Raw genomic sequence first — 19,800 nt, forward strand, 5'->3', positions numbered from 1 at the left:
ATGGCGTGCACGTCCGAATGAGTTGCGGGCTGCACGCCTTACATTCGCTCCAGTTCCTCGCGGTGGCGGTACATGGCCAGAAAACGCCGATAGTCGCGCTCATATCGGTCATGAAACTGCACGCTCGCCCGACGTTCCTCGCCGCCGGGATACATGGCCGCACCCGCAGCAACCAATCCCTTGTGAACACCACCCGCTGAGGCAGCCGTCATGGCCGTGCCCAGCAGCACCGCATCTGCTGTAGCGGGAACAACGATGCGTTTTCCAGTTACATCGGCATAAAGCTCCATCAGAAGTGGATTGTGCACATGGCCGCCGGTCACGTGAAGCGTTTCCACGGCGTAGCCAAAACCCTCCATCGCATCCAGCACATGCCGTGCGCCCAAGGCGATAGCCACGGACGTGCGCCAGTAAAGGCGGCAAAGACTGTCAAAGGACGTGTCCAGCGTCAGCCCGCTGACAACGCCGCGCGCATGCGGATCAGCCAGAGGCGAGCGATTGCCGTGAAAATCTGGCAGGACATGCAGGTGTTCGGCAAAGCTTTTGCCTTCCGTGCCGCGCAGCTCCAAGACCCGACGAACGATGCGAGCATGAAGTTCGGGCGTCGGCTCGCCACCGGCGGCGTGCATGCGCACCACATGATCCAGCAACGCACCAGTGGCCGATTGACCGCCCTCGACCAGCCAGTGGCCGGGAAGAACCGCCTGCCAGTATGGACCCCAAAGACTGTGGCCGGGCATACGCTTTGGCGTAAGGGTCACTAGGCAGCTGGAGGTGCCGGCAATCAGTGCGACATTGCTGCCCACATCGGATTGCAGGCTGCCGCCGAGCGCACCCAGCGCACCGGCATAGGCATCGATCATGCCAGCGGCGACCTCGCATGCGGTATCAAGGCCCAGCTCATCGGCTGCCTGCTGGCAAAGCTTGCCGACGCTCTGGCCGGGTGCAACCGTCTCGTCCGGGAGATTGCCGCGCTGAAGAAGGTCACTGACACCGGCAAGTTCAAGATAATCCCGGCTCCAGCCTTTGCCCTCATGGGCCAGAAAATTCCATTTGGCGGTCAGGGTGCAATTGGAGCGCCGGGAATTGCCGCTTGCCTTCCATGTCAGGAAATCGGCCAGATCGAAGAAATAGCCTGCTTTTGACCAGCTTTCCGGCAGGTGCTTTTTCAGCCACATCAGCTTGGGCATCTGCATCTCGGGCGAAATAGAGCCGCCTGCGAAATCCAGCACCGGATGGGCAGACGCCGTCAGGAGATCGGCTTCAGCAATGGCGCGGTGGTCGAGCCAGACGACCGTGTCGAAACGCGCCTCGCCTGTCGTGGAAACCGTAACCGGCTCTCCCTCGCGCCCGCGCACGACCAGCGAGCAGGTTGCATCGAAACCGATTGCCGCAACTCCGGACGCCGGGATATCGGCATCTGCCATGGCCTTTCGCACGGCTACGCAGACAGCGTTCCAGATATCGGTCGAATCATGCTCGGCGTGGTTTTCCTTTGGCCGCTGCATGAGAATGGGATGGGTGGAGCGCGCCATCAACCTGCCGCCTGCATCGAACACACCAGCGCGGGCGCTGCCCGTGCCGACATCGACAGCAACAAGATATTGACGCATCACGCTAAATTCCCATCCCTCGGTCGCAGCCAATCAGCAAAGGTGCAGGCAGCACCGGCAGCCGCTAATGTCGCGCAGCTTGATCGGCCACAAGTTGGACCAAATCCGGCATGGCGTCAAACACCAGATCGGGCTTGAGGCTGGCAATTTGCTCCCGGAAGGCAGGAAAACGGGCATGGGTGCCACCAGTGAAGGCAAAGACGCGCATGCCTGCCGCCTTGGCGGCGATAATTCCAGCGGGGCTGTCCTCAATGACGATGCAATTGCCGGGCGCAACCCCCATCTCATAGGCCGCATGGAGGAAGAGATCGGGCGCGGGCTTGCCATTCTTGACCATGGTGGCGCTGAAAATATTCGGCTCGAACCTTTCCAAAAGACCGGTCAGGCCAAGCGAATAGCGGATGCGCTCGGGCTGGCTCGACGATGCAACACAACGGGCAACCGACAGGCGATCCAGTGTCTCGGCAATGCCATTGATGGCCTTGAGTTCCGCTCGAAACCGCTCGAACAGAATACGACGCATATGCTCAAGAAAATCGATATCGGTCTCGATACCGTATTCTTCCCAGAGCGTTTTCGTCATACTGGCAACGCTGCGACCCAGAAACCTTTCGTAGGCTTCCTTTTCACTGATCTGGACACCCTGATGGGCGACCATTTCGATCAGCACCGCAATCGAAACCGGCTCGCTATCGACGAGAACGCCATCGCAATCAAAGATCAGCAGTGGCGCGTTTCCGGTTTGCATGGCCCATCTCTTTGTCGTCAGCTGACGAGTTTGTTTTGCAGGTAAAGTTCAAGCGTCTCAGCCGTACCCTTCTCCCACAATGTCTTCAAGGCATGGGCGAAGCGTTTCTGGAACAGGTCCGATTTGGCGACATCTCCGAAGATATCATCCAGAGCCAGAAACGCCATCGGATCATCCTTGGCCTTGATGGCAGCGGCCTGCAGGCGGTCAGTGCTGGCGTCGTTGAAGACGATCTGCGCGCCGCTGTCTGATGTGCCGTGGAAGTAACGGCACCAGAGCGCGGAGACCAGCGAGAGACCGACGATATCATCGCCCTTCTCCAGACGATCTGCCGTGGACGGCAAGATGAATTTCGGCTGGCGGTTGGAGCCATCCTGCGCCAGACGCGGAATGGTATCGCCGATCTTGGGGTTGAGAAAACGCCGCTCGATCAGGTCGAAATACTCGTTGAGGTCGGTATTGGGTACCGGCGGGATGATCGGGATGATCTCTTCCTTTTCCAGCTTGGCGAGGAAGGCGCGGATGAGCGGATGCTCCATCGCCTCATGCACGAAGTGGATATCAAGAAGAGCTGCGGGATAGGCAATCGCCGCATGGCCGCCATTCAAGATGCGGATCTTCATATGCTCATAGGGGGCGACTTCGGCTACGAACTGAACGCCGACCTTTTCCAGTGCCGGACGGCCCGCCGGGAAATTGTCTTCCATGACCCATTGCTTGAACTCTTCGCAGAACACAGGCCAGTTATCATCAATGCCGAAATCATCACGAGCGATATCGCGTTCGCGCTGACCGGTGGCAGGCGTGATGCGGTCCACCATGGAATTGGGGAAGGCAACCGTTTCACTGATCCATGTGGCAAAGGCCGGATCAGACAGCGCTGCCACGCCGACAACGGCGTTCTTGGTGACCTTTCCGTTATGCGGAATATTATCGCAGGACATGACAGTGAAGGGCTGGATGCCCTGGTCTTTGCGGGCTTTGAGGCCAGCAACGATGAGGCCGAACACGGTCTTCGGCGCGGTCGGGTTGCGGCCATCCTCGGCAATGGCCGGATGCTGCGGATTGAACGAACCTGACGCATCGATGAAATAGCCACCTTCGGTGATCGTCATCGAGACGATGCGGATGTTCGGGTCGGCAAGGGTCTCAACGATGGCGTTGGTATCGCCAATCGGCAGGATATCGACCATCGGGCCGGTCACGCGGGCGCCGGTGCGGTTGTTATCCTGCTCCACCACGGTGGTCAGGAAATCCTGGGCCGCAAGCTTTTCGCGCATCACAGCGTCGGACGGCAGAACGCCCGCGCCGATGATGGCCCACTCATGGTCAGCGCCTGTGTTGAACAGGTCATCCAGATAGATGGCCTGATGGGCGCGGTGGAAATTGCCGACGCCGAAATGCACGATGCCAGCGGACAGATCGCTGCGGGAATAGGCCGGGACGGCAGCCGTCGCCTTTGCCTGTTCAAGCGTTGCGAGCGAGAGTTTGCATGTCATATGGCCAGGCCCTTGCTATCGAATTTGTGGATCTTGGTCTCGTCAGGCGTGAGGAAAACCGTGTCGCCATGCTGGCAGGCAAACTCACCGCCTGCGCGCGCGGTGATCATGCCGATCTCATCGACCTTGATGTGGATGAAGGTGTCGGAGCCCAGATGTTCGGCAACCGTGACGGTACCCTTCCACAGGCCGCTTTCCTTTGATAGCAGCAGGTGTTCAGGGCGAACGCCGACCGTATCGGCACCCTTGGCTTGGGCATAAGAGCCCGTAACGAAGTTCATGCGCGGCGAGCCGATGAAGCCTGCGACGAAGAGGTTGCGCGGTGTCTTGTAAAGCTCCATGGGAGAGCCGACCTGTTCGATATTACCGCGATTGAGCACGACGATCTTGTCAGCCATGGTCATGGCTTCCACCTGATCGTGGGTGACATAGATCATCGTTGTCTTCAGCGTATTGTGCAGCTCAGAGATTTCCAGCCGCATCGTGCCGCGAAGCGAGGCATCGAGGTTGGACAGCGGCTCATCGAACAAAAACGCCGATGGCTCGCGCACAATGGCACGACCAATGGCAACGCGCTGGCGCTGGCCACCGGAGAGTTGCGAAGGGCGACGGTCCAGATAATCGGTGAGGTTGAGGACGGCGGCGGCATCATTGACCTTCTTGTCGATGACCGCCTTGTCGAGCTTGGCCATTTTGAGCGGAAAGCCGATATTGTTGCGCACGCTCATATGCGGATAAAGCGCATAGGACTGGAACACCATGGCAAGGCCACGTTCTGCGGGTGCCTTCTCGCTCACATCCTTGCCATCGATGATGATCTGGCCGCCGGTCACATCTTCAAGGCCTGCAATGAGGCGCAGCAGCGTGGACTTGCCGCAGCCGGATGGGCCGACGAAGACCACGAACTCGCCATCCTTGATATCGAGATCGATGGAGGGAATGACCTTGGCTTCACCAAAGACCTTGGAGACGTTCTTAAGGGAAATGCTGCCCATTTTCTTATTCCTTATTTCACCGCGCCAAAGGTGAGGCCGCGAACGAGTTGTTTCTGGGAGAACCAGCCAAGCACGAGGATCGGCGCAATCGCCATCATCGAGGCCGCAGACAGCTTAGCCCAGAACAGGCCCTGCGGGCTGGAGAAGGAGGCGATGAAGGCTGTAAGCGGTGCGGCATTGGTGGTGGTGAGGCGAATGGTCCAGAAGGACTCGTTCCACGCCAGAATGATGTTGAGAAGAAGTGTCGAGGCAATGCCGGGAATGGCCATCGGCGTCAGCACATAGACGATCTCGTTCCACAAGGATGCACCATCCATGCGGGATGCTTCGAGGATCTCACCCGGAATTTCCCGAAAATATGTGTAGAGCATCCACACCACAATCGGCAGATTGATGAAGGTGAGCATGATGGTGAGACCAATGCGCGTATCCAGGAGACCGGCATTGCGGAACAGAAGATAGATCGGCACCAGCACGGCAACGGCCGGCATCATCTTGGTGGAGAGCATCCACATCAAGATATCCTTGGTGCGCTTTGTCGGAGAAAACGCCATGGCCCAGGCAGCCGGTATCGCGATGATGAGGGCAAAGATGGTGGAGCCGACCGACAGGATGACCGAATTCATGAAGGGCTTGAAGTAATCACGCTGCGTGTTGACCGTGATGTAGTTTTCAAACGTGCCCGATGGCCAGAGGCTGAAGCCCGCAATGGCTTCCGGCTCCGTCTTCAAGGACGTGATGAAGGCATAAAGGATCGGAAAGAACAACAGAAGCGCGATAGCCCAGGCAACAATGGTGAAGCCGATTTTGGAGCGCGTCGAGACATTACGAGCCATGATCCGTACTCCTATCGATCGAGGTTTTTGCCGACGGCGCGCATCAGGAAGATGGCGACGATATTGGCAAGGATAACGGCGATGATACCGCCTGCGGACGCACCACCCACATCATAGCCAAGCAGCGCCGTGCGGTAGATGAGGAAGGCGAGATTGGTCGAGGCATAGCCCGGTCCACCATTGGTGGTGACGAGGATTTCTGCGTAAACGCCGAGCAGGAAGATTGTCTGGATGAGAATGACGACGGTGATGGCGCGGGCCAGATGCGGCAGCGTGAGGTAAATGAACCGGCTGAAGAAGCTCGCACCATCCATTTCGGCGGCTTCCTTCTGCTCTCCGTCAAGCGACTGGAGCGCGGTGAGCAAAATGAGCGTTGCAAAAGGCAGCCACTGCCAGGCCACGATGATGACGATGGACAGCAGCGGAAACTGCGAGAACCAGTCGATCGGCTGCGCCCCGAAGAAGCGGCTGAGGTCAGCCAGCACGCCGTAACCGGGATGCATGATCATGTTCTTCCACACGAGAGCGGCAACCGGTGGCATGACGAAGAAGGGCGAGATGACCAGAATGCGAACGATGCCCTGCCCGAAAATGGGCTGGTCCAGCAACAGCGCAAGGCCAATGCCGCCGATAATCGTGATCAGCAGCACGCCGCCAACGATGACGAGCGTGTTCCAGATGGACTGGAAGAAGGCCGGGTCGGTGTAGAAATACTGGTAATTGAACAGGCCAGCAAAGCTGACATTGGCCGGGTTCAGAAGATTGTAGTTCTGGAAAGAGAACCACAGCGTCATGGACAGTGGCACGATCATCCACACCAGAAGCATGACAACCGATGGCGCCATCATCAACCGCGCCAGATTTTTAGTGTTTTGCGTCGCCATGCGGCTCCCTCCCAATTTCGAACCGCGCGGTCAAACGCGCGGAAACGCTTGGCATTTTCTTGTTATGAACGGGTAGCAAGACTCGAACGTGAAAAGATTGTCCAGCAACAGAGCCGCCCGGCCATCACGACCGGGCGGCTGTTTTCGGGAGGATTACTTGATGTATCCCGAGCGCGTCATTTCGCGCGTGGCTGTGGACTGAGCACTGGCAAGCGCATCATCAACGCTGGACTGACCGGCAACAACCGCCGAGAACAGCTGACCAACCGTGGTGCCGAGCGACTGGAACTCAGGGATCGCTACGAACTGACCACCTGTGTAAGGCACAGGCTTGACCGTCGGCTTGGTGATATCGGCAGCATTCATGGCAGCCAGTGTCGGTGCTGCAAAGCCTGCGGCCTTCTGGTAATCCGCGTTCTTGTAGAGCGAGGTGCGTGTGCCCGGAGGCACGTTGGCCCAGCCATCCTTGGAAGCGACGAGCTGCGTGTATTCCTTGCTGGTGGCCCAGGCAATGAACTTCTCGGCGGCTTCAGCCTTCTGCGAGCTCTTAGGAATGGCAAGGTTCCAGGACCAGAGCCAGTTGCCATGGTTCTTCATTTCGCCCTGCGTCGGGAAGAGTGCATAGCCAACCTTGTCGGCGACCTTGCTATCCTTCGGGTTCGATACGAAGGAGGCTGCAACCGTGGCATCGATCCACATGCCGCATTTGCCCTGCTGGAACAGCGTCAGGTTTTCGTTGAAGCCGTTGGAGGAGGCACCGGACGGACCGGCATCCTTCATCAGGTCAACGTAGAACTGAAGAGCGTTCTTCCATTCAGGCTGATCGAACTGTGGCTTCCAGTTCTCATCGAACCAGCGGCCGCCAAAGGAGTTGCTGAGCGCGGTAATGAAGGCCATGTTCTCGCCCCAACCGGCCTTGCCACGAAGGCACATGCCATTCACATCGGCCTTGCGGTCGGTGATCTTGCGGGCTGCATCGCCAATGAATTCCCAGGTCGGGTTTTCCGGCATCTTCAGGCCCGCTTTTTCAAACAGATCCTTGCGATACATGATCATGGCGGATTCACCGTAGAACGGTGCAGCATATAGCTTGCTGTCGACAGTCAGGCCACCCTTGATGGATGGCAGCATGTCTGCGACATCATAGCCTTCGCCCAGCTTTTCGAGTGGCAAAAGCCAGCCCTGCTTGGCCCAGATCGGAACTTCGTAGTTGCCGATGGTCATGATGTCGTACTGGCCGCCACTGGTGGCGATGTCAGTGGTGACGCGTTCGCGCAGGACGTTTTCTTCCAGCGTAACCCATTCAACCTTGATATCGGGGTTTTTGGCGGTGAATTCGGATGTCAGTCCCTGCATGCGGATCATGTCACCGTTGTTGACGGTGGCGATGGTCAGCGTTTCTGCGGAAGCGAGGCCCGAAAAGGCGAGAGCCGAGCACGCGCCCAGCAGAAGTGTCTTCAATGTCATGATCTTCCTCCCAGAAGAAAGTTGTGAGCATTCGCTTTGCTCTAGGGCAAATACTCACTTTTGAGAGAAGAAAGTCAAGCGGCTACCTGCGCTGCATTGCACAAGGATTAACTAACATACTGGTTTTGCAGTAATATTTCTGCTCAGTTCCTGAGCAAATATTCAGCGGATGCCTCGTCGGTGATGACACCGTTCAGAAGGCCACCGCGCAGAGCCGCGAGAATGGCAGGGGATTTTTGCTTGCCCTGCGCAATTCCGATGACCGTGCTGGTTTCGCGTGGCGGTAGGGGAACGGAGGCCACGCGATCATTGATGGGGGTATCGAGAATCTGCCCATCCCGATCGAATGACCAGCCGCAAATCTCGCCCGCACCACCCTCGGCGATGAGGTCGCGCATTTCCTGAACCTCAAGGAAGCCATCGACGCAAAGCGGTGCATCCTCTGCCAGCTGACCGACGCCGACAAAGGTGACATCGGCAGCAGCGCCCAGCGCCAGCGTGGAGCGCACCATGGATTGATCGTGCAGCAACTCCCGCTCCTCCGAAGACGAACAGAGAACCGGCAAAGGCATGGGAAAATGCCGCGCCTTGATGGCATCCGCCATGCTGAAAATGACGTTGTAATAGGCCGCAGAACCATCCGGCCCGATATTGCCGGTGAGCGAGACGATGCGGTGCTGCGGACATTCCATCGGCGGCAACTGATCGACGGCCGCTTTCAGCGTTCGGCCCGTGCCGATGGCCAGAACAATGGGGTCCGTCTTGCGAAGCCAGCGTTCGATTTCCGCCGCACCTGCCTCTGCAATGCCAACCGTGGAGGACACGCCGGCTGGGTCGCTCGGCACCACTTCTACATACTTCAACGAAAACCGCTCGCGCAGTGCCTCGCTTTTTTCAAGGCAAGCGGCAATGGGGTGGTCGAGACGCACCTTGATCAGCCGTTCAGCCACAGCAAGGGAAACAAGCCGCTGCGCCGACTGGCGGGAAATGCCCATGGCGCTCGCAATCTCGTCCTGCGTGCGGCCTGCAACGTAATAGAGCCAGCCGGCTCGCGCCGCATCGTCTAGCCGTCCACCAGTTTCGGATCGTTTGGCCATTTGCCCGCCTTTAACGCCTCATGTCCCTGTGCTGACATTTTTTTAAGGCTCGTGTCAAACCATGCCAAGGGTGGCTAAGCCAAACATCGGTCCGATAACGAAATAAAGCGCTGCTTTGGCAATTCCGTAAATCACACCGCTGACAACGGCCACCGAGATGACCGAGAGAACGCCGCCGATGAGGGCAAAGAGGCCATCCCGTTCCAGAAGAGCGAAGGAAAAACAACCGATTGCGATGGCGGGCAGAATGTTGCCCAGCGGAATGGGCAAGGCGAGGATAATGGCCAGCAGCAGACAGACAAGGCCGATCACTCGTTCCGCCAAGGGCGACAGGAGGCCTTGCATGCGAGGCCGCAGCAGTTTTTGCACCCGCAGCAGGACAGGCACGATTTTTTGTACGACCCGGGCAAAATCCTCTCGCGCCAGAGACCGCTCCGCGATAACACGCGGAAGCCACGGGCGTTTACCGGCACAAAGCTGGGCGGCCAAAAAGACGAGCGGCGTGCCTGTGATGGCCGATGTGCCGGGTGGCGTGGGCACGATATTGGGCAGCGCAAACACCAGCATCAACGCGCCAAACGCGCGGTCTCCCATGGCGGACAGGAGATCGCCGACGGCAATGCGCGCACGGCTTTCATCGCTGGCCAAAGCCTGCAATATTTCGACAAGGCCGATTTCAGGCGCATCGGGCTCCGTCATCACGGGCTCGGCATCGTCTTGCGGACCGGAGATTTCAGGATTGTCCGACAGGCGCAGCATAGGGTTCAACTCCAGAATGGCAGTCCGCTGTAACAGACGAATGGCGGCAGCAATACGACGGTCCGCTCACTTTATGGTTGTTAGTACTAGCGGCGTAGTTTCGGATCGAAACGATCCCGCAAACCATCACCCAATAGGTTGAACCCAAGCACGGCAAGCGCGATGGCAAGCCCGGGCAGGATGGCAAGCCAGGGCGCCGCAGACAGATAGGTCTGCGATTCCCAAAGCATACGCCCCCAGGTGGGTGCTGGCGGGGCCATGCCGAGACCTAAGAAACTCAAGCCTGCCTCGGTCAGAATGGCAAGCCCCAGCTGGATGCTGACCTGCACGATGATGAGATTGGCAAGGTTCGGCAGGATGTGGGTGATGGTGATGCCCCAGCGGCTGCGGCCAAGGCTTTCCGCCGCCACGACGAAATCCCGCACCCACAATTGCAAGGCCGCAGCGCAGGTCAGCCGCGCAAAGACCGGCACCATGAAGGTAGCAATGGCGATAATGGCGGTGAAGCGGCCGGAGCCGATGAAAGCGCCCAGCATCATGGCCGAAAGAATGGGCGGCAGCGCAAAGACGATATCGCAGATGCGCATCAGCAAAGCCTCGACCACGCCGCGCTGCGCCGCTGCTATGATGCCCACCAGCGTGCCGATGGCGGCACCAATGGCGACGGCGACGACGGCAGTGGAGAGTGAATTCCACGCGCCGACCATCAGCATGGAGGCAAGATCACGACCGAAATGATCCGTGCCGAGCAGCCCATGCGCAAGCGGTGGTTTAAGCTTGGCGACGATCTGCATTTTTGTCGGCACCTGCGGTGTCCAGACCAGCGACAGAAGAGCCACAGCAATCAACGCGCCTGAAATGATGGCGCCAGGCAAAAGCGTGGTTGGGCGGCGACGGGAGGGTCTCATGCGGCGCGCGCGCGCAAGCGTGGATCGATCAGCAGATAGGCCATATCGACCACGAAGTTCATTGTAATGACCAGTGCGCAAAAGAACAGCACGACCGATTGCATGACGACGATATCGCGCTGCGTCAGTGCCTGATAAGCGAGCCGCCCCAGCCCCGGCAGATTGAAGACGTTCTCCACCAGCACTGTGCCCGCAATCAGAAAGGTGAATTGCAGGCCAACCATGGTGACGACGGGAATGAGCGCGTTTGGCAGGACATGTTTCCACAAGGTCGCCGCCTCGCCAATGCCCTTGGCCCTGACGGTACGCACGAAATCCTCATTCATAACCTCCAGCATGGTGGAGCGGCAGACACGCGCGAGCACGCCCGCTTGCGAAGCGGCAAGCGCAACAGCGGGAAGCACCAGCGCGTTAAGCCCCGCTCCAACACCTGCCTGCCAGCCCGGAAACCCGCCCGCCGGCATCCAGCCCAGCGTGGTGGAAAACAACAGGATCAAGAGAAGGCCGACCCAGAAGCCCGGAACGGAAATTCCAAGATGGGAAAACAGCCCGCAGACAACATCAATGACACCGCCGCGATATCGTGCTGCCAGCATTCCCAACGGCAAGGCGATAGCAATGGAAAGACCTATCGCCATGAAAGCCAGCGGCAGCGTGACCGCCAGCCGCTCGAAGATGAGCCCCGCCACCGGCACGCCATAGGTATAGGATTGCCCCAGATCTCCCCCAAGCATGGCCGCCAGCCAATAGAAATATCTGAGCGCCAGAGGCTGATCGAGGCCCATCTGCTTTTGCAACGCTGCCAGCGTATCGGGGCTGGCGGATGTGCCCAGCATGATGGCGGCTGGGTCCCCCGGCAACAGGCCCATGACCATGTAGATCAGGAACGAGACGGCAAGGAGCGTCACGAAAAGGCCGAGGATGCGCCTGAGGATAAGGGCGATCATGCTGCTACACCGCCCATGGAGACGCGCATTGGTTTAAACCTCACTCTTCCCAATGCACATCCGTCAGCACGTTAGAGGGGATGGGTTCGTTTTCCCACAGGCCCTGCAGCTTCTTGTCCCAGACGCCAAGCTTGGGCATGACGAAGAGGAACAGCGCAGGCACATCATGCGCCAGAATTTTCTGGGCGTCCTGATAAAGCTCTTCCTGCTGGGTGGGGTCGGTGGTCAGTTCCACATTTCTGATGATCTCGTTGAACGTGGGGTTCTTGTAGTTGAAGTAATAGGGATCGCGCGAAAAGATATCGATATCCATGGGCTCGGCATGGGCAACGATGGTCATCTCGTAATTGGCGCCTTTCAGCACATCCGATACCCATTTGGCCGGAAATTCCGTGGTTTCGATGGTCATCGTCACGCCGATTTCGGCAAACATGGCCTGAAGCACTTGCGAGGTGCGCTGGGCGTAAGGCATTTGCGGTGCCTTGATGGTGAAGGAAAGCCCGTTCGGATAACCCGCTTCCGCAAGCAAAGCCTTTGCCTTTTCAGCATCATAGGGCAGGACGCCTGATGTATCCACATAGCCGCGATCATTGGGCGTATAGTGGCTGCCGATAGCGGTGCCGAAGCCAGACCATGCGCCCTCTATGACGGTTGCGCGGTCCACCGCCATCATCAAGGCCTGACGCACGCGCTTGTCGTTGAAGGGCTTGACGGCATTGTTCATGCCAGCGACCACCTTCAATTCGGTATTGCCGATGAAGGTGCCGAGCCGCACATGACCTTCGAATGAACTCATCAGCTCAGGCGCACCAAACTCGGGAAAGGCATCGACATCGCCAGATTGAAGGGCTGCGGTCTGCGCCTGCGGATCGGGGATGAAACGGAAGGTCGCCTTTTCGAGCGCCACAGCCACGTCGCTGTTCCAGTAACCGGCGTTGCGGGCGAGTTCCACCCTGTCGCCCTTGGCCCAGCTGACGAATTTGAACGGGCCGGTGCCGACAGGCGTGGTCTTGTTATTGTCAGCAGAGCGGGTGCCGACGATGGAGGACGCGGGCCAGCCAAGCCAATAGAGCAGGCTACCGGAGGGCTGCTTTAGCTTGAGGACCAGCGTCTTCGCATCTGGCGTTTCAATGGTCTGGATGGCTGCAAAGAACCGCTTCTGTGGATTGACGGACCCCTCGCCCCGCGCGCGCTCCAGCGATGCCTTGGCGACAGAGGAATCGAAAACTTCGCCATCGTGAAACGTCACGCCCTCATGCAAGGTGAACGTATAGGTCTTGCCGTCTTCCGAAATGTCCCAGCTTTTCGCCAGTTGCGGCTGGATCTTGCCGTCCTTATCGATGGTGACGAGACCTTCGAAAATGTTCTGCCATGTGACCTGCCCGATGAACACAGGAGCGGCAACGGTCGGGTCAAGCCCCGAAGGCTCACCGCCCATGCCGATGGTGACGGAGTTTTTCGGAGCGGCCCACACCGGCAATGCCGGCAGGGAGGCCGCCAGAACAAGCCCGACTGCGAAAAGCCGCGTCAGCGCTAGTGGCCGCGAGAAATTGATGCGCATCATGATCTCCTGTCGAGAGGCGCAAACATTTTGTGTTCAGCGCGTTGCGAAAATCGCTACACGAAGTCGGAGCTAAAAATCAACTGCCTATTTTGGCAAATTGCCCATGAAGTCCACGATGAAGCGGGAAAGTGTTGCAGCCGCGAAGGAAAGCTCGCGATCTGGCGCAACGCAAAGCTCGATGGTGGTGTGGACGCCCGGCGTACCAACAAGAGGAACCGCCACCATCTTGCCCGCCTTGATGTCGCGGGCGACGGCCAGCTCCGGCAGCAGGGTGACGGCGGCGCGGTCCAGCACCAGTTCCTTTAGAAGATCCAGCGAACTGGCGGTGAAAACGGGGTCGAGTTCGATGCCCGCCTTTTCAAACAGCGCATCAAAGGCCTGCCTTGCCGCAAAGGTCTTTTCCGGCATGGCCAGCGGCATCTGCGAAAGTTGCGCAAGCGTGATGCCGCTTTTGCCCGCAAGCGCGTGGTCGGCGGGCAGGATGACATCATAGCCGATATCCCGCACTGCCAGGATTTTCACCTCAGACGTCTCAGGCGCAAATAGGGTGATGGCAATATCGGCCTGCGCCGTGACCAGCGCGTCGATGGCCTGACGGGCGCTGGTGATGTGCACATCGAACCGCAGCTTTGGATAGGTCGCGCTGAATTGAGCAAGCACCGGTGCCAGAAGGCTGGCGACGATGGCACCATTTGCAAAGATGGTCGCCCGCCCCCGCTCCAGCCCCTTGAGATCATCGATCAGTTGCTGAACATTGCCGAGTTCGCGCAGGGTCTTACCCGCCCGCTCGGCCAGAAGCTCACCCGCCGCCGTCAGCGTGACCCCACGGCTTGAACGCTCTACCAATGGCGCGCCGAAAAACTCCTCCAGATTGTCGATCTGGCGGCTGACGGCGGTGGGCGCGACATTGAGATTGTCAGCCGCAGCGCGCATGGAGCGCGTGCGCACAAGCTCATCGAAATACATCAATGCGCGTAGGTTCATGGTGATGTTCCGTCCCTGCCTATTTGCGCCATGCCTAATCCAGCATCAGCCTTTGACCGCATGAGTAACTTCCGCGCTGATCTGCAACAGCTCTTTGAATGACATGCCACGACTACTCACCGTCGTCATCCTCGGGCTTGACCCGAGGATCTAATCACGTTGCCTAACCTCAGAGGTGGATAGATCCTCGGGTCAAGCCCGAGGATGACGACGGTATGCTTGGCGAAAATAGCGGCAAAAGGCAGAACCTTCAATCGCGCCGGAAACCCTCGCTCGCCACCAGCAATTGCCGTGTGTAATCGGCCTGAAAATCCCGGCTTTCCAGCGCCGGAACATCCATCATTTCCACCACTTTGCCGCTCTTCATCACAGCGAGACGATCGCACATATGGCTGATAACGCCGAGATCGTGGCTGACCATGAGGAAGGTGAGGTTGCGGGCTTTGCGGACATCTTCGAGCAGGTTGAGGATTTCAGCCTGAATGGAGGCATCCAGCGCCGAAGTCGGCTCATCCAGCAGCAGGATTTTCGGCTCCAGAATGAGTGCGCGGGCAATGGCGATGCGCTGGCGCTGGCCACCGGACAACTGGTGCGAATAGCGAAAGCGGAAGCCGGTTCCCAGGCCCACCTCATCCAGCGCGCGGGTAATGCGGCCTTCCTTGTCATCCAGCCCATGGATGACAAGCGGCTCCAGAAGCAGGGCATCCACCGTCTGGCGCGGGTGCAGCGAGCCATAAGGGTCCTGAAACACCATCTGCACATCACGGTAAAAGCTCTTTTCGCGGAACTTGCTTTTATAGGTCCGCCCCTCAACCATGAGGCTGCCCTCATCGAAGTGGTGGAGACCGGCAATGGCACGCAAAAGCGTGGATTTGCCCGAACCGGATTCACCCACGAGGCCAAAGGACTGACCACGCGGCACATCGATGCTGACACCATCCAGCGCGACGTGCCCATCAAAATCGACCAGCATATTGGTGACGGAAAGAACAGATGTCATAGGCGCCACTCCGCTTTGCGGTCCAGAACCGGCAGTGGGTGCCGGTTTTCGCCAATCTTCGGCAGGCAGTTCAACAGGCCGCGGGTATAAGGATGCTGGGCATTATCGAGATTAGCCGCCTGAAGCTCCTCCACCACACGCCCCGCATACATGACGATGACGCGGTCGCAGAAGGATGAGACAAGCCGCAGATCATGCGAGATGAAGATAAGCCCCATGCCACGATCGCGCACCAGCTTGTCGAGAATGCCGAGCACTTCGAGCTGCACCGTCACGTCAAGCGCCGATGTCGGCTCGTCGGCAATCAAGAGTTCCGGGCCGCAGACCAGCATCATGGCAATCATGACGCGCTGGCCCATGCCGCCGGAAACCTCGTGCGGATAAAGACCGAAGACGCGCTCCGGCTCGCGGATTTGCACCGCCTCCAGCATGTCGAGCGCCCGCTTCTTTGCCTCAGAGGAGCCGATGCGCTCATGCGTCTTCAGGGTTTCCACGATCTGCCGACCAATGGTCATGACCGGGTTGAGGGAATATTTCGGGTCCTGGAGGATCATGGCCATGCGCTTGCCGAGAATGCTGCGGCGCTGCTTGGCCGAAGCCTCCAGCAGGTTGATATCGCCAAAGCGCAATGTGTCCGCCTCGATTCTAGCAGCAGATGGCGTCAGCCCCATGATGGCGCGTCCCGTCTGCGATTTGCCGGAACCGGACTCGCCAACGACACCAAGGCGCTCCCGCCCCAGCGTAAAGGAAACGCCGCGCACCGCTTCCACCAGCCCGGTGCGGGTGGGAAAGCTGACGCGCAGATTTTCGACGGTGAGAAGCGGCGCACTCATTGGCCAGCCTCCTTCGGGTCAAGCGCATCGCGAAGGCCGTCTCCAAGTAAGTTGAAGCCGAGGCTGACGATGAGGATGGCGATGCCAGGCATGGCCGCAACCCACCATTGATCCAGAATGAAGCGGCGACCGGATGCGATCATCGCGCCCCATTCCGGCAGCGGCGGCTGGGCGCCGAGGCCGAGAAAGCCGAGACCGGCGGCAGTGAGAATGATACCCGCCATATCCAGCGTAACACGCACGATGAGCGAAGACATGCAGAGCGGCATGACGTGTTTGAGCACGATACGCCACGGTGAAGCACCCATGAGCTGCACCGCCGCAATGAAATCCGAATGGCGAAACGTCATGGTTTCGGCGCGGGCAATGCGCGCATAGGGCGGCCATGAGGTGATGGCGATGGCCAGCACCGCATTCTCGATGCCCGGTCCCAGAGCCGCAACCAGCGCCAGCGCCAGAACGAGTTTCGGGAAGGCCAGAAAGATATCCGTGATGCGCATCAAAACCGCATCCACCCAGCCACCGGCATAACCGGCAACAGTGCCGACGATGAGGCCGACGGGCGCGGCGATGATGGCAACGAGCAGCACGACAAACAGGGTCAGGCGAGAACCATGAATGAGGCGCGAGAGAATATCGCGCCCCTGATCATCCGTGCCGAGCAGATAGCCCTCGCTGCCGGGGGCTAACAGCCGGGCATTGCGCAGATCCCCCTGCACGGCGGAATGCGGGGCCAGCACATCGGCAAAAATGGCGACTAGAACCAGCGCCATGATGATGGCGAGACCGGCGAGCGCCAGCCGGTTTTCTGAAAAACGCCGCCAGATGACATAGGCGCGGCCAAGGCGAGCCTGCTTGCGTGATGTCGGACGCTCCGACAGCAGCCATTCGCGGCTATAGGGTTTCAATGGAGTCAAAGCTGTCGTCATCGGCTGCGCGTCCTTGGATCGAGCGTCCGGTAGAGCAGATCGGACAGGAGATTGATGCTGATGAACACAGCGCCAATCACGATGGTGCCGCCGAGAACGGCGTTCATATCCGCATTCTGGAGGGAATTGGTGATGTAGAGCCCAAGCCCCGGCCAGGAGAAGATGGTTTCCGTGAGAACTGAGCCTTCTAGCAGACCAGCATAGGAAAGCACGATGACGGTGAGCAGCGGCACGGCGGCGTTGCGAAGGGCATGGAACCAGATGATGCGGGTTTCCGAGAGACCCTTGGCGCGGGCCGCGACGATGTATTCCTGCGCGAGTTCGTTGAGCATGAAGGAGCGCGTCATGCGGCTGATATAGGCGAGCGAAAAATAGCCGAGCAGACCGGCAGGCAGAATGATGTGACGGAAAAGATCCCACAACACATCCCATTGCCCCTGCATGAAGGCATCCAGCAGATAAAAGCCTGTCACGGGCGTGAAGGTGAACTCGTAGACGATATCCATGCGGCCGGGATAAGCGACCCAGTTCAGCTTGGCGTAAAACACCAGAAGCGCCAGAAGGCCGAGCCAGAAGATCGGCACGGAGTAACCCACAAGCCCGATGATGCGCACGATCTGGTCGATAATGCTGCCGCGCTTGACGGCGGCCAGAACGCCCAGCGGAATGCCGAAGACAGCGCCAATCAGGGTGCCGATGGTGGCAAGCTCGATGGTAGCCGGAAAGACCCTGATGATATCGGTCATCACGGGATTGGTCGTCAGCACAGACGTGCCGAAATCACCCGACAGCGCCTGCTTGATATAGAGGAAAAACTGCTGCCAGAGCGGCAGGTTGAGGCCGAGCTCCTCGCGCACCCGCTCCACGACATGGGCAGGCGCACGGTCCCCCACGATGGCCAGAGCCGGATCGATGGGAATGACGCGACCAATGAAGAATGTGACCGCCAAAAGCCCTAAAAAGGTGGTGATGACGGTAACAAGGAAGCCGAGGACGGCTGTCAGGCGCTTGTTGGCGCGGCTTTTGCCGCGCCTTGGCCTTGGTACTGTTTCAATGATGCTCACTGGATCAATCCCGCCGGATCATTCCTTGGAGATCGGATAGACATAGTTGGTGTCGAAGCTCGGTCCAAGCTTCAGGCCCTTGAGCTTGTTGGAATATCCGGCCACTTCGGTCTTCTGGTGGAGTACGACGAAGGGACCGCTGTCCAGCACTTTCTTCTGCAAATCCTGATACATGGCGGCACGCTTGGCGTTGTCCTTTTCCAGAAGCGCTGCCTGCGTTTCCTTGGTCAGTTCAGGAACGTCCCAGGCATTGCGCCATGCCAGTGTCTTGTTCTTGCCCGCATCGGAATTGTCATAGTTGATGGTGAAGGTTTCAGCGTTGGAATTCGGGTCGAAATAGTCGGAACCCCAGTCACCGATATAGATATCATGCTGGCGCGCACGATATTTCGTCAGCGTCTGTTTGCCATCGCCGGGGATGATTTCCAGTTTGATACCGGCCTGCGCCAGCGTCTGCTGCATGTTTTCGGCAATGCCGGTGACCGGCTGCGTGTTGCGCGCATCGATGGTGACGGTAAAGCCGTCCTTCAGTCCTGCCTTGGCAAGCAATTCCTTGGCCTTTGCAACATCAAGCTTGAATGGATTTTCATCCAGCGCGCCCAGCTGCCCCTTCGGCAGGAAGGTCTGGTGGACCTCGCCAATGCCCTTGATGAGGGTTGCACCGATGCCTTCGTAATCGATGAGATATTTGAAGGCTTGGACGACTTCAGGCTTCTTCAGATTTTCGTTCTTCTGGTTGAGGCCCAGATAATAGACTGTGCCCTTTGGCGCAGAGATGACCGTGAAGCCTTCCTTCTTGGAAACGGCGTCCATATCACCGGGCTCAAGGTTGCGGGCCACGTCGATATCGCCATTTTCGAGCGCCAGACGCTGGCCGGAGCTTTCCTTCATGTGGCGATAGATGACGCGCTTCAACTTTGGCGCTTCGCCATAATAATTGGGGTTGGCTTCCAGAATAACGGCCTCATTGGCCTTCCAGCCAAGGATCTTGTAGGGGCCGGAACCGGCATAACCGGTTTTCAGGAAGGCATTTCCGAAATCGCTCTCGTATTTATAGTCGGCGCTTGGCGTGACGGCTTTCGCCTTTTCCATCACAAGCTTCTTGTCCACAACGGAAGCAACCGTTGCCGTCAGAACGTTGAGAACGAAGCTTGGCGCATAGGGCTTGTCGATCGTCAGCACAAATGTGTTTGCGTCAGTAGCCTTGGCCTTTTCGACCACATTATCGCCGGTCAGGCCGAATTGCGTCAGAAGAAATGCTGGTGACTTGTCCAGCTTGACCGCACGCTCCATGGAGAAGGCCACGTCTTCTGCCGTTACCGGGTTGCCGGATGCGAATTTCAGGCCCTGCTTCAGCTTAAATGTGTAGGTCAGGCCATCATCCGATGTCGCCCAGCTTTCGGCCAGATCACCCTTAACCTTGGATGTATCGTTGATATCGATGGAGACAAGCTTGCTGTAGGTGTTGCCGGTGACCTCAGCCGTGGTGATCTCAAACGCTTCGCCCGGATCAAGAGAGATGATGTCATCGATGGCGAAGCCTTCCACCAGCGTATCGGCAGGGGTTGCGGCAAAGGCCTGTGGCACGGCAAGAGAAAGCATCGATAGCGCCACACTGGTGGCGAGGATGCGGGCGGCTTTGTTGAGCGATTTGTTCATCGTCTTCCCCTGTT

18 protein-coding genes are annotated in these 19,800 nt (G+C 58.5%); all 18 read right to left on the minus strand.

Going from position 1 to position 19,800, the window contains the following annotated elements; all coding sequences use genetic code 11:
• Positions 1-38 precede the first annotated feature (38 nt).
• The 18 genes from RQI55_RS19065 to RQI55_RS19150 all read right to left on the minus strand — a co-directional run bounded on the left by RQI55_RS19065 (position 39) and on the right by RQI55_RS19150 (position 19,786).
• On the minus strand, positions 39-1,613 hold the full coding sequence (locus RQI55_RS19065; RefSeq protein ID WP_243255044.1) for an FGGY-family carbohydrate kinase: 1,575 nt from the start codon (positions 1,611-1,613) through the stop codon (positions 39-41).
• 64 nt (positions 1,614-1,677) lie between these two features.
• Complete coding sequence (locus tag RQI55_RS19070) at positions 1,678-2,361, minus strand: HAD family hydrolase (RefSeq protein WP_243255043.1); 684 nt, start codon at positions 2,359-2,361, stop codon at positions 1,678-1,680.
• Positions 2,362-2,378: 17 nt separating this feature from the next.
• Positions 2,379-3,860, minus strand: coding sequence for a mannitol dehydrogenase family protein (locus tag RQI55_RS19075; RefSeq protein ID WP_311273262.1), 1,482 nt, complete (start codon positions 3,858-3,860; stop codon positions 2,379-2,381).
• Positions 3,857-4,855: an ABC transporter ATP-binding protein gene (locus tag RQI55_RS19080; protein ID WP_042617674.1), complete on the minus strand. Its 999-nt coding sequence runs from the start codon at positions 4,853-4,855 to the stop codon at positions 3,857-3,859. Before RQI55_RS19080 ends, RQI55_RS19075 begins: the two co-directional genes overlap by 4 nt.
• An 11-nt stretch (positions 4,856-4,866) precedes the next feature.
• Positions 4,867-5,691, minus strand: a complete 825-nt coding sequence (locus RQI55_RS19085; RefSeq protein WP_243255041.1) for a carbohydrate ABC transporter permease — start codon at positions 5,689-5,691, stop codon at positions 4,867-4,869.
• Positions 5,692-5,702: 11 nt separating this feature from the next.
• Entirely contained in the window at positions 5,703-6,575 is an 873-nt protein-coding gene (locus tag RQI55_RS19090) for a carbohydrate ABC transporter permease (protein WP_042617676.1), read from the minus strand.
• Between the two features lie 153 nt (positions 6,576-6,728).
• Entirely contained in the window at positions 6,729-8,042 is a 1,314-nt protein-coding gene (locus RQI55_RS19095; RefSeq protein WP_243255040.1) for a sugar ABC transporter substrate-binding protein, read from the minus strand.
• A gap of 143 nt (positions 8,043-8,185) precedes the next feature.
• Positions 8,186-9,139 carry a sugar-binding transcriptional regulator gene (locus RQI55_RS19100; RefSeq protein WP_243255039.1) on the minus strand — a complete coding sequence of 318 codons (954 nt, stop codon included), beginning with the start codon at positions 9,137-9,139 and terminating at the stop codon, positions 8,186-8,188.
• Positions 9,140-9,193: 54 nt separating this feature from the next.
• Positions 9,194-9,898 (minus strand): exopolysaccharide biosynthesis protein, encoded by a 705-nt coding sequence (locus RQI55_RS19105; RefSeq protein ID WP_243255038.1) that lies wholly within the window; start codon positions 9,896-9,898, stop codon positions 9,194-9,196.
• An 86-nt stretch (positions 9,899-9,984) separates the two neighbouring features.
• Entirely contained in the window at positions 9,985-10,806 is an 822-nt protein-coding gene (locus tag RQI55_RS19110) for an ABC transporter permease (protein ID WP_243255037.1), read from the minus strand.
• Complete coding sequence (locus RQI55_RS19115; RefSeq protein WP_243255036.1) at positions 10,803-11,753, minus strand: ABC transporter permease; 951 nt, start codon at positions 11,751-11,753, stop codon at positions 10,803-10,805. Before RQI55_RS19115 ends, RQI55_RS19110 begins: the two co-directional genes overlap by 4 nt.
• A gap of 40 nt (positions 11,754-11,793) precedes the next feature.
• On the minus strand, positions 11,794-13,317 hold the full coding sequence (locus tag RQI55_RS19120; protein WP_243255035.1) for an ABC transporter substrate-binding protein: 1,524 nt from the start codon (positions 13,315-13,317) through the stop codon (positions 11,794-11,796).
• An 84-nt stretch (positions 13,318-13,401) separates the two neighbouring features.
• The gene (locus RQI55_RS19125) at positions 13,402-14,301 is read right to left on the minus strand and encodes a LysR family transcriptional regulator (protein WP_243255034.1); all 900 of its coding nucleotides are present in this window, start codon (positions 14,299-14,301) and stop codon (positions 13,402-13,404) included.
• A gap of 250 nt (positions 14,302-14,551) precedes the next feature.
• Positions 14,552-15,301, minus strand: coding sequence for an ABC transporter ATP-binding protein (locus RQI55_RS19130; protein ID WP_311273263.1), 750 nt, complete (start codon positions 15,299-15,301; stop codon positions 14,552-14,554).
• On the minus strand, positions 15,298-16,134 hold the full coding sequence (locus RQI55_RS19135; RefSeq protein ID WP_243255032.1) for an ABC transporter ATP-binding protein: 837 nt from the start codon (positions 16,132-16,134) through the stop codon (positions 15,298-15,300). Before RQI55_RS19135 ends, RQI55_RS19130 begins: the two co-directional genes overlap by 4 nt.
• Positions 16,131-17,063, minus strand: coding sequence for an ABC transporter permease (locus RQI55_RS19140; protein WP_243255031.1), 933 nt, complete (start codon positions 17,061-17,063; stop codon positions 16,131-16,133). The genes RQI55_RS19135 and RQI55_RS19140 overlap by 4 nt, the downstream gene beginning before the upstream one ends.
• The gene (locus tag RQI55_RS19145; RefSeq protein WP_243255030.1) at positions 17,060-18,127 is read right to left on the minus strand and encodes an ABC transporter permease; all 1,068 of its coding nucleotides are present in this window, start codon (positions 18,125-18,127) and stop codon (positions 17,060-17,062) included. The genes RQI55_RS19140 and RQI55_RS19145 overlap by 4 nt, the downstream gene beginning before the upstream one ends.
• 18 nt (positions 18,128-18,145) lie before the next feature.
• Positions 18,146-19,786: an ABC transporter substrate-binding protein gene (locus RQI55_RS19150; protein ID WP_311273264.1), complete on the minus strand. Its 1,641-nt coding sequence runs from the start codon at positions 19,784-19,786 to the stop codon at positions 18,146-18,148.
• Positions 19,787-19,800: the final 14 nt, after the last annotated feature.

Source organism: Rhizobium sp. WCS2018Hpa-16 (assembly GCF_031843705.1).
In the GTDB taxonomy this organism is placed as follows: Bacteria; Pseudomonadota; Alphaproteobacteria; order Rhizobiales; family Rhizobiaceae; genus Agrobacterium; species Agrobacterium tumefaciens_C.

Excerpts from the sequence above, each read along its gene's own strand:
- RQI55_RS19120 (WP_243255035.1), bottom strand. The coding sequence starts at position 13,317 with ATGATGCGCATCAATTTCTCGCGGCCACTAGCGCTGACGCGGCTTTTC.
- RQI55_RS19150 (WP_311273264.1), bottom strand. The coding sequence starts at position 19,786 with ATGAACAAATCGCTCAACAAAGCCGCCCGCATCCTCGCCACCAGTGTG.
- RQI55_RS19085 (WP_243255041.1), bottom strand. The coding sequence starts at position 5,691 with ATGGCTCGTAATGTCTCGACGCGCTCCAAAATCGGCTTCACCATTGTT.
- RQI55_RS19125 (WP_243255034.1), bottom strand. The coding sequence starts at position 14,301 with ATGAACCTACGCGCATTGATGTATTTCGATGAGCTTGTGCGCACGCGC.
- RQI55_RS19110 (WP_243255037.1), bottom strand. The coding sequence starts at position 10,806 with ATGAGACCCTCCCGTCGCCGCCCAACCACGCTTTTGCCTGGCGCCATC.
- RQI55_RS19090 (WP_042617676.1), bottom strand. The coding sequence starts at position 6,575 with ATGGCGACGCAAAACACTAAAAATCTGGCGCGGTTGATGATGGCGCCA.
- RQI55_RS19095 (WP_243255040.1), bottom strand. The coding sequence starts at position 8,042 with ATGACATTGAAGACACTTCTGCTGGGCGCGTGCTCGGCTCTCGCCTTT.
- RQI55_RS19130 (WP_311273263.1), bottom strand. The coding sequence starts at position 15,301 with ATGACATCTGTTCTTTCCGTCACCAATATGCTGGTCGATTTTGATGGG.
- RQI55_RS19065 (WP_243255044.1), bottom strand. The coding sequence starts at position 1,613 with ATGCGTCAATATCTTGTTGCTGTCGATGTCGGCACGGGCAGCGCCCGC.
- RQI55_RS19135 (WP_243255032.1), bottom strand. The coding sequence starts at position 16,134 with ATGAGTGCGCCGCTTCTCACCGTCGAAAATCTGCGCGTCAGCTTTCCC.
- RQI55_RS19140 (WP_243255031.1), bottom strand. The coding sequence starts at position 17,063 with ATGACGACAGCTTTGACTCCATTGAAACCCTATAGCCGCGAATGGCTG.
- RQI55_RS19115 (WP_243255036.1), bottom strand. The coding sequence starts at position 11,753 with ATGATCGCCCTTATCCTCAGGCGCATCCTCGGCCTTTTCGTGACGCTC.
- RQI55_RS19100 (WP_243255039.1), bottom strand. The coding sequence starts at position 9,139 with ATGGCCAAACGATCCGAAACTGGTGGACGGCTAGACGATGCGGCGCGA.
- RQI55_RS19075 (WP_311273262.1), bottom strand. The coding sequence starts at position 3,860 with ATGACATGCAAACTCTCGCTCGCAACGCTTGAACAGGCAAAGGCGACG.
- RQI55_RS19070 (WP_243255043.1), bottom strand. The coding sequence starts at position 2,361 with ATGCAAACCGGAAACGCGCCACTGCTGATCTTTGATTGCGATGGCGTT.
- RQI55_RS19105 (WP_243255038.1), bottom strand. The coding sequence starts at position 9,898 with ATGCTGCGCCTGTCGGACAATCCTGAAATCTCCGGTCCGCAAGACGAT.
- RQI55_RS19080 (WP_042617674.1), bottom strand. The coding sequence starts at position 4,855 with ATGGGCAGCATTTCCCTTAAGAACGTCTCCAAGGTCTTTGGTGAAGCC.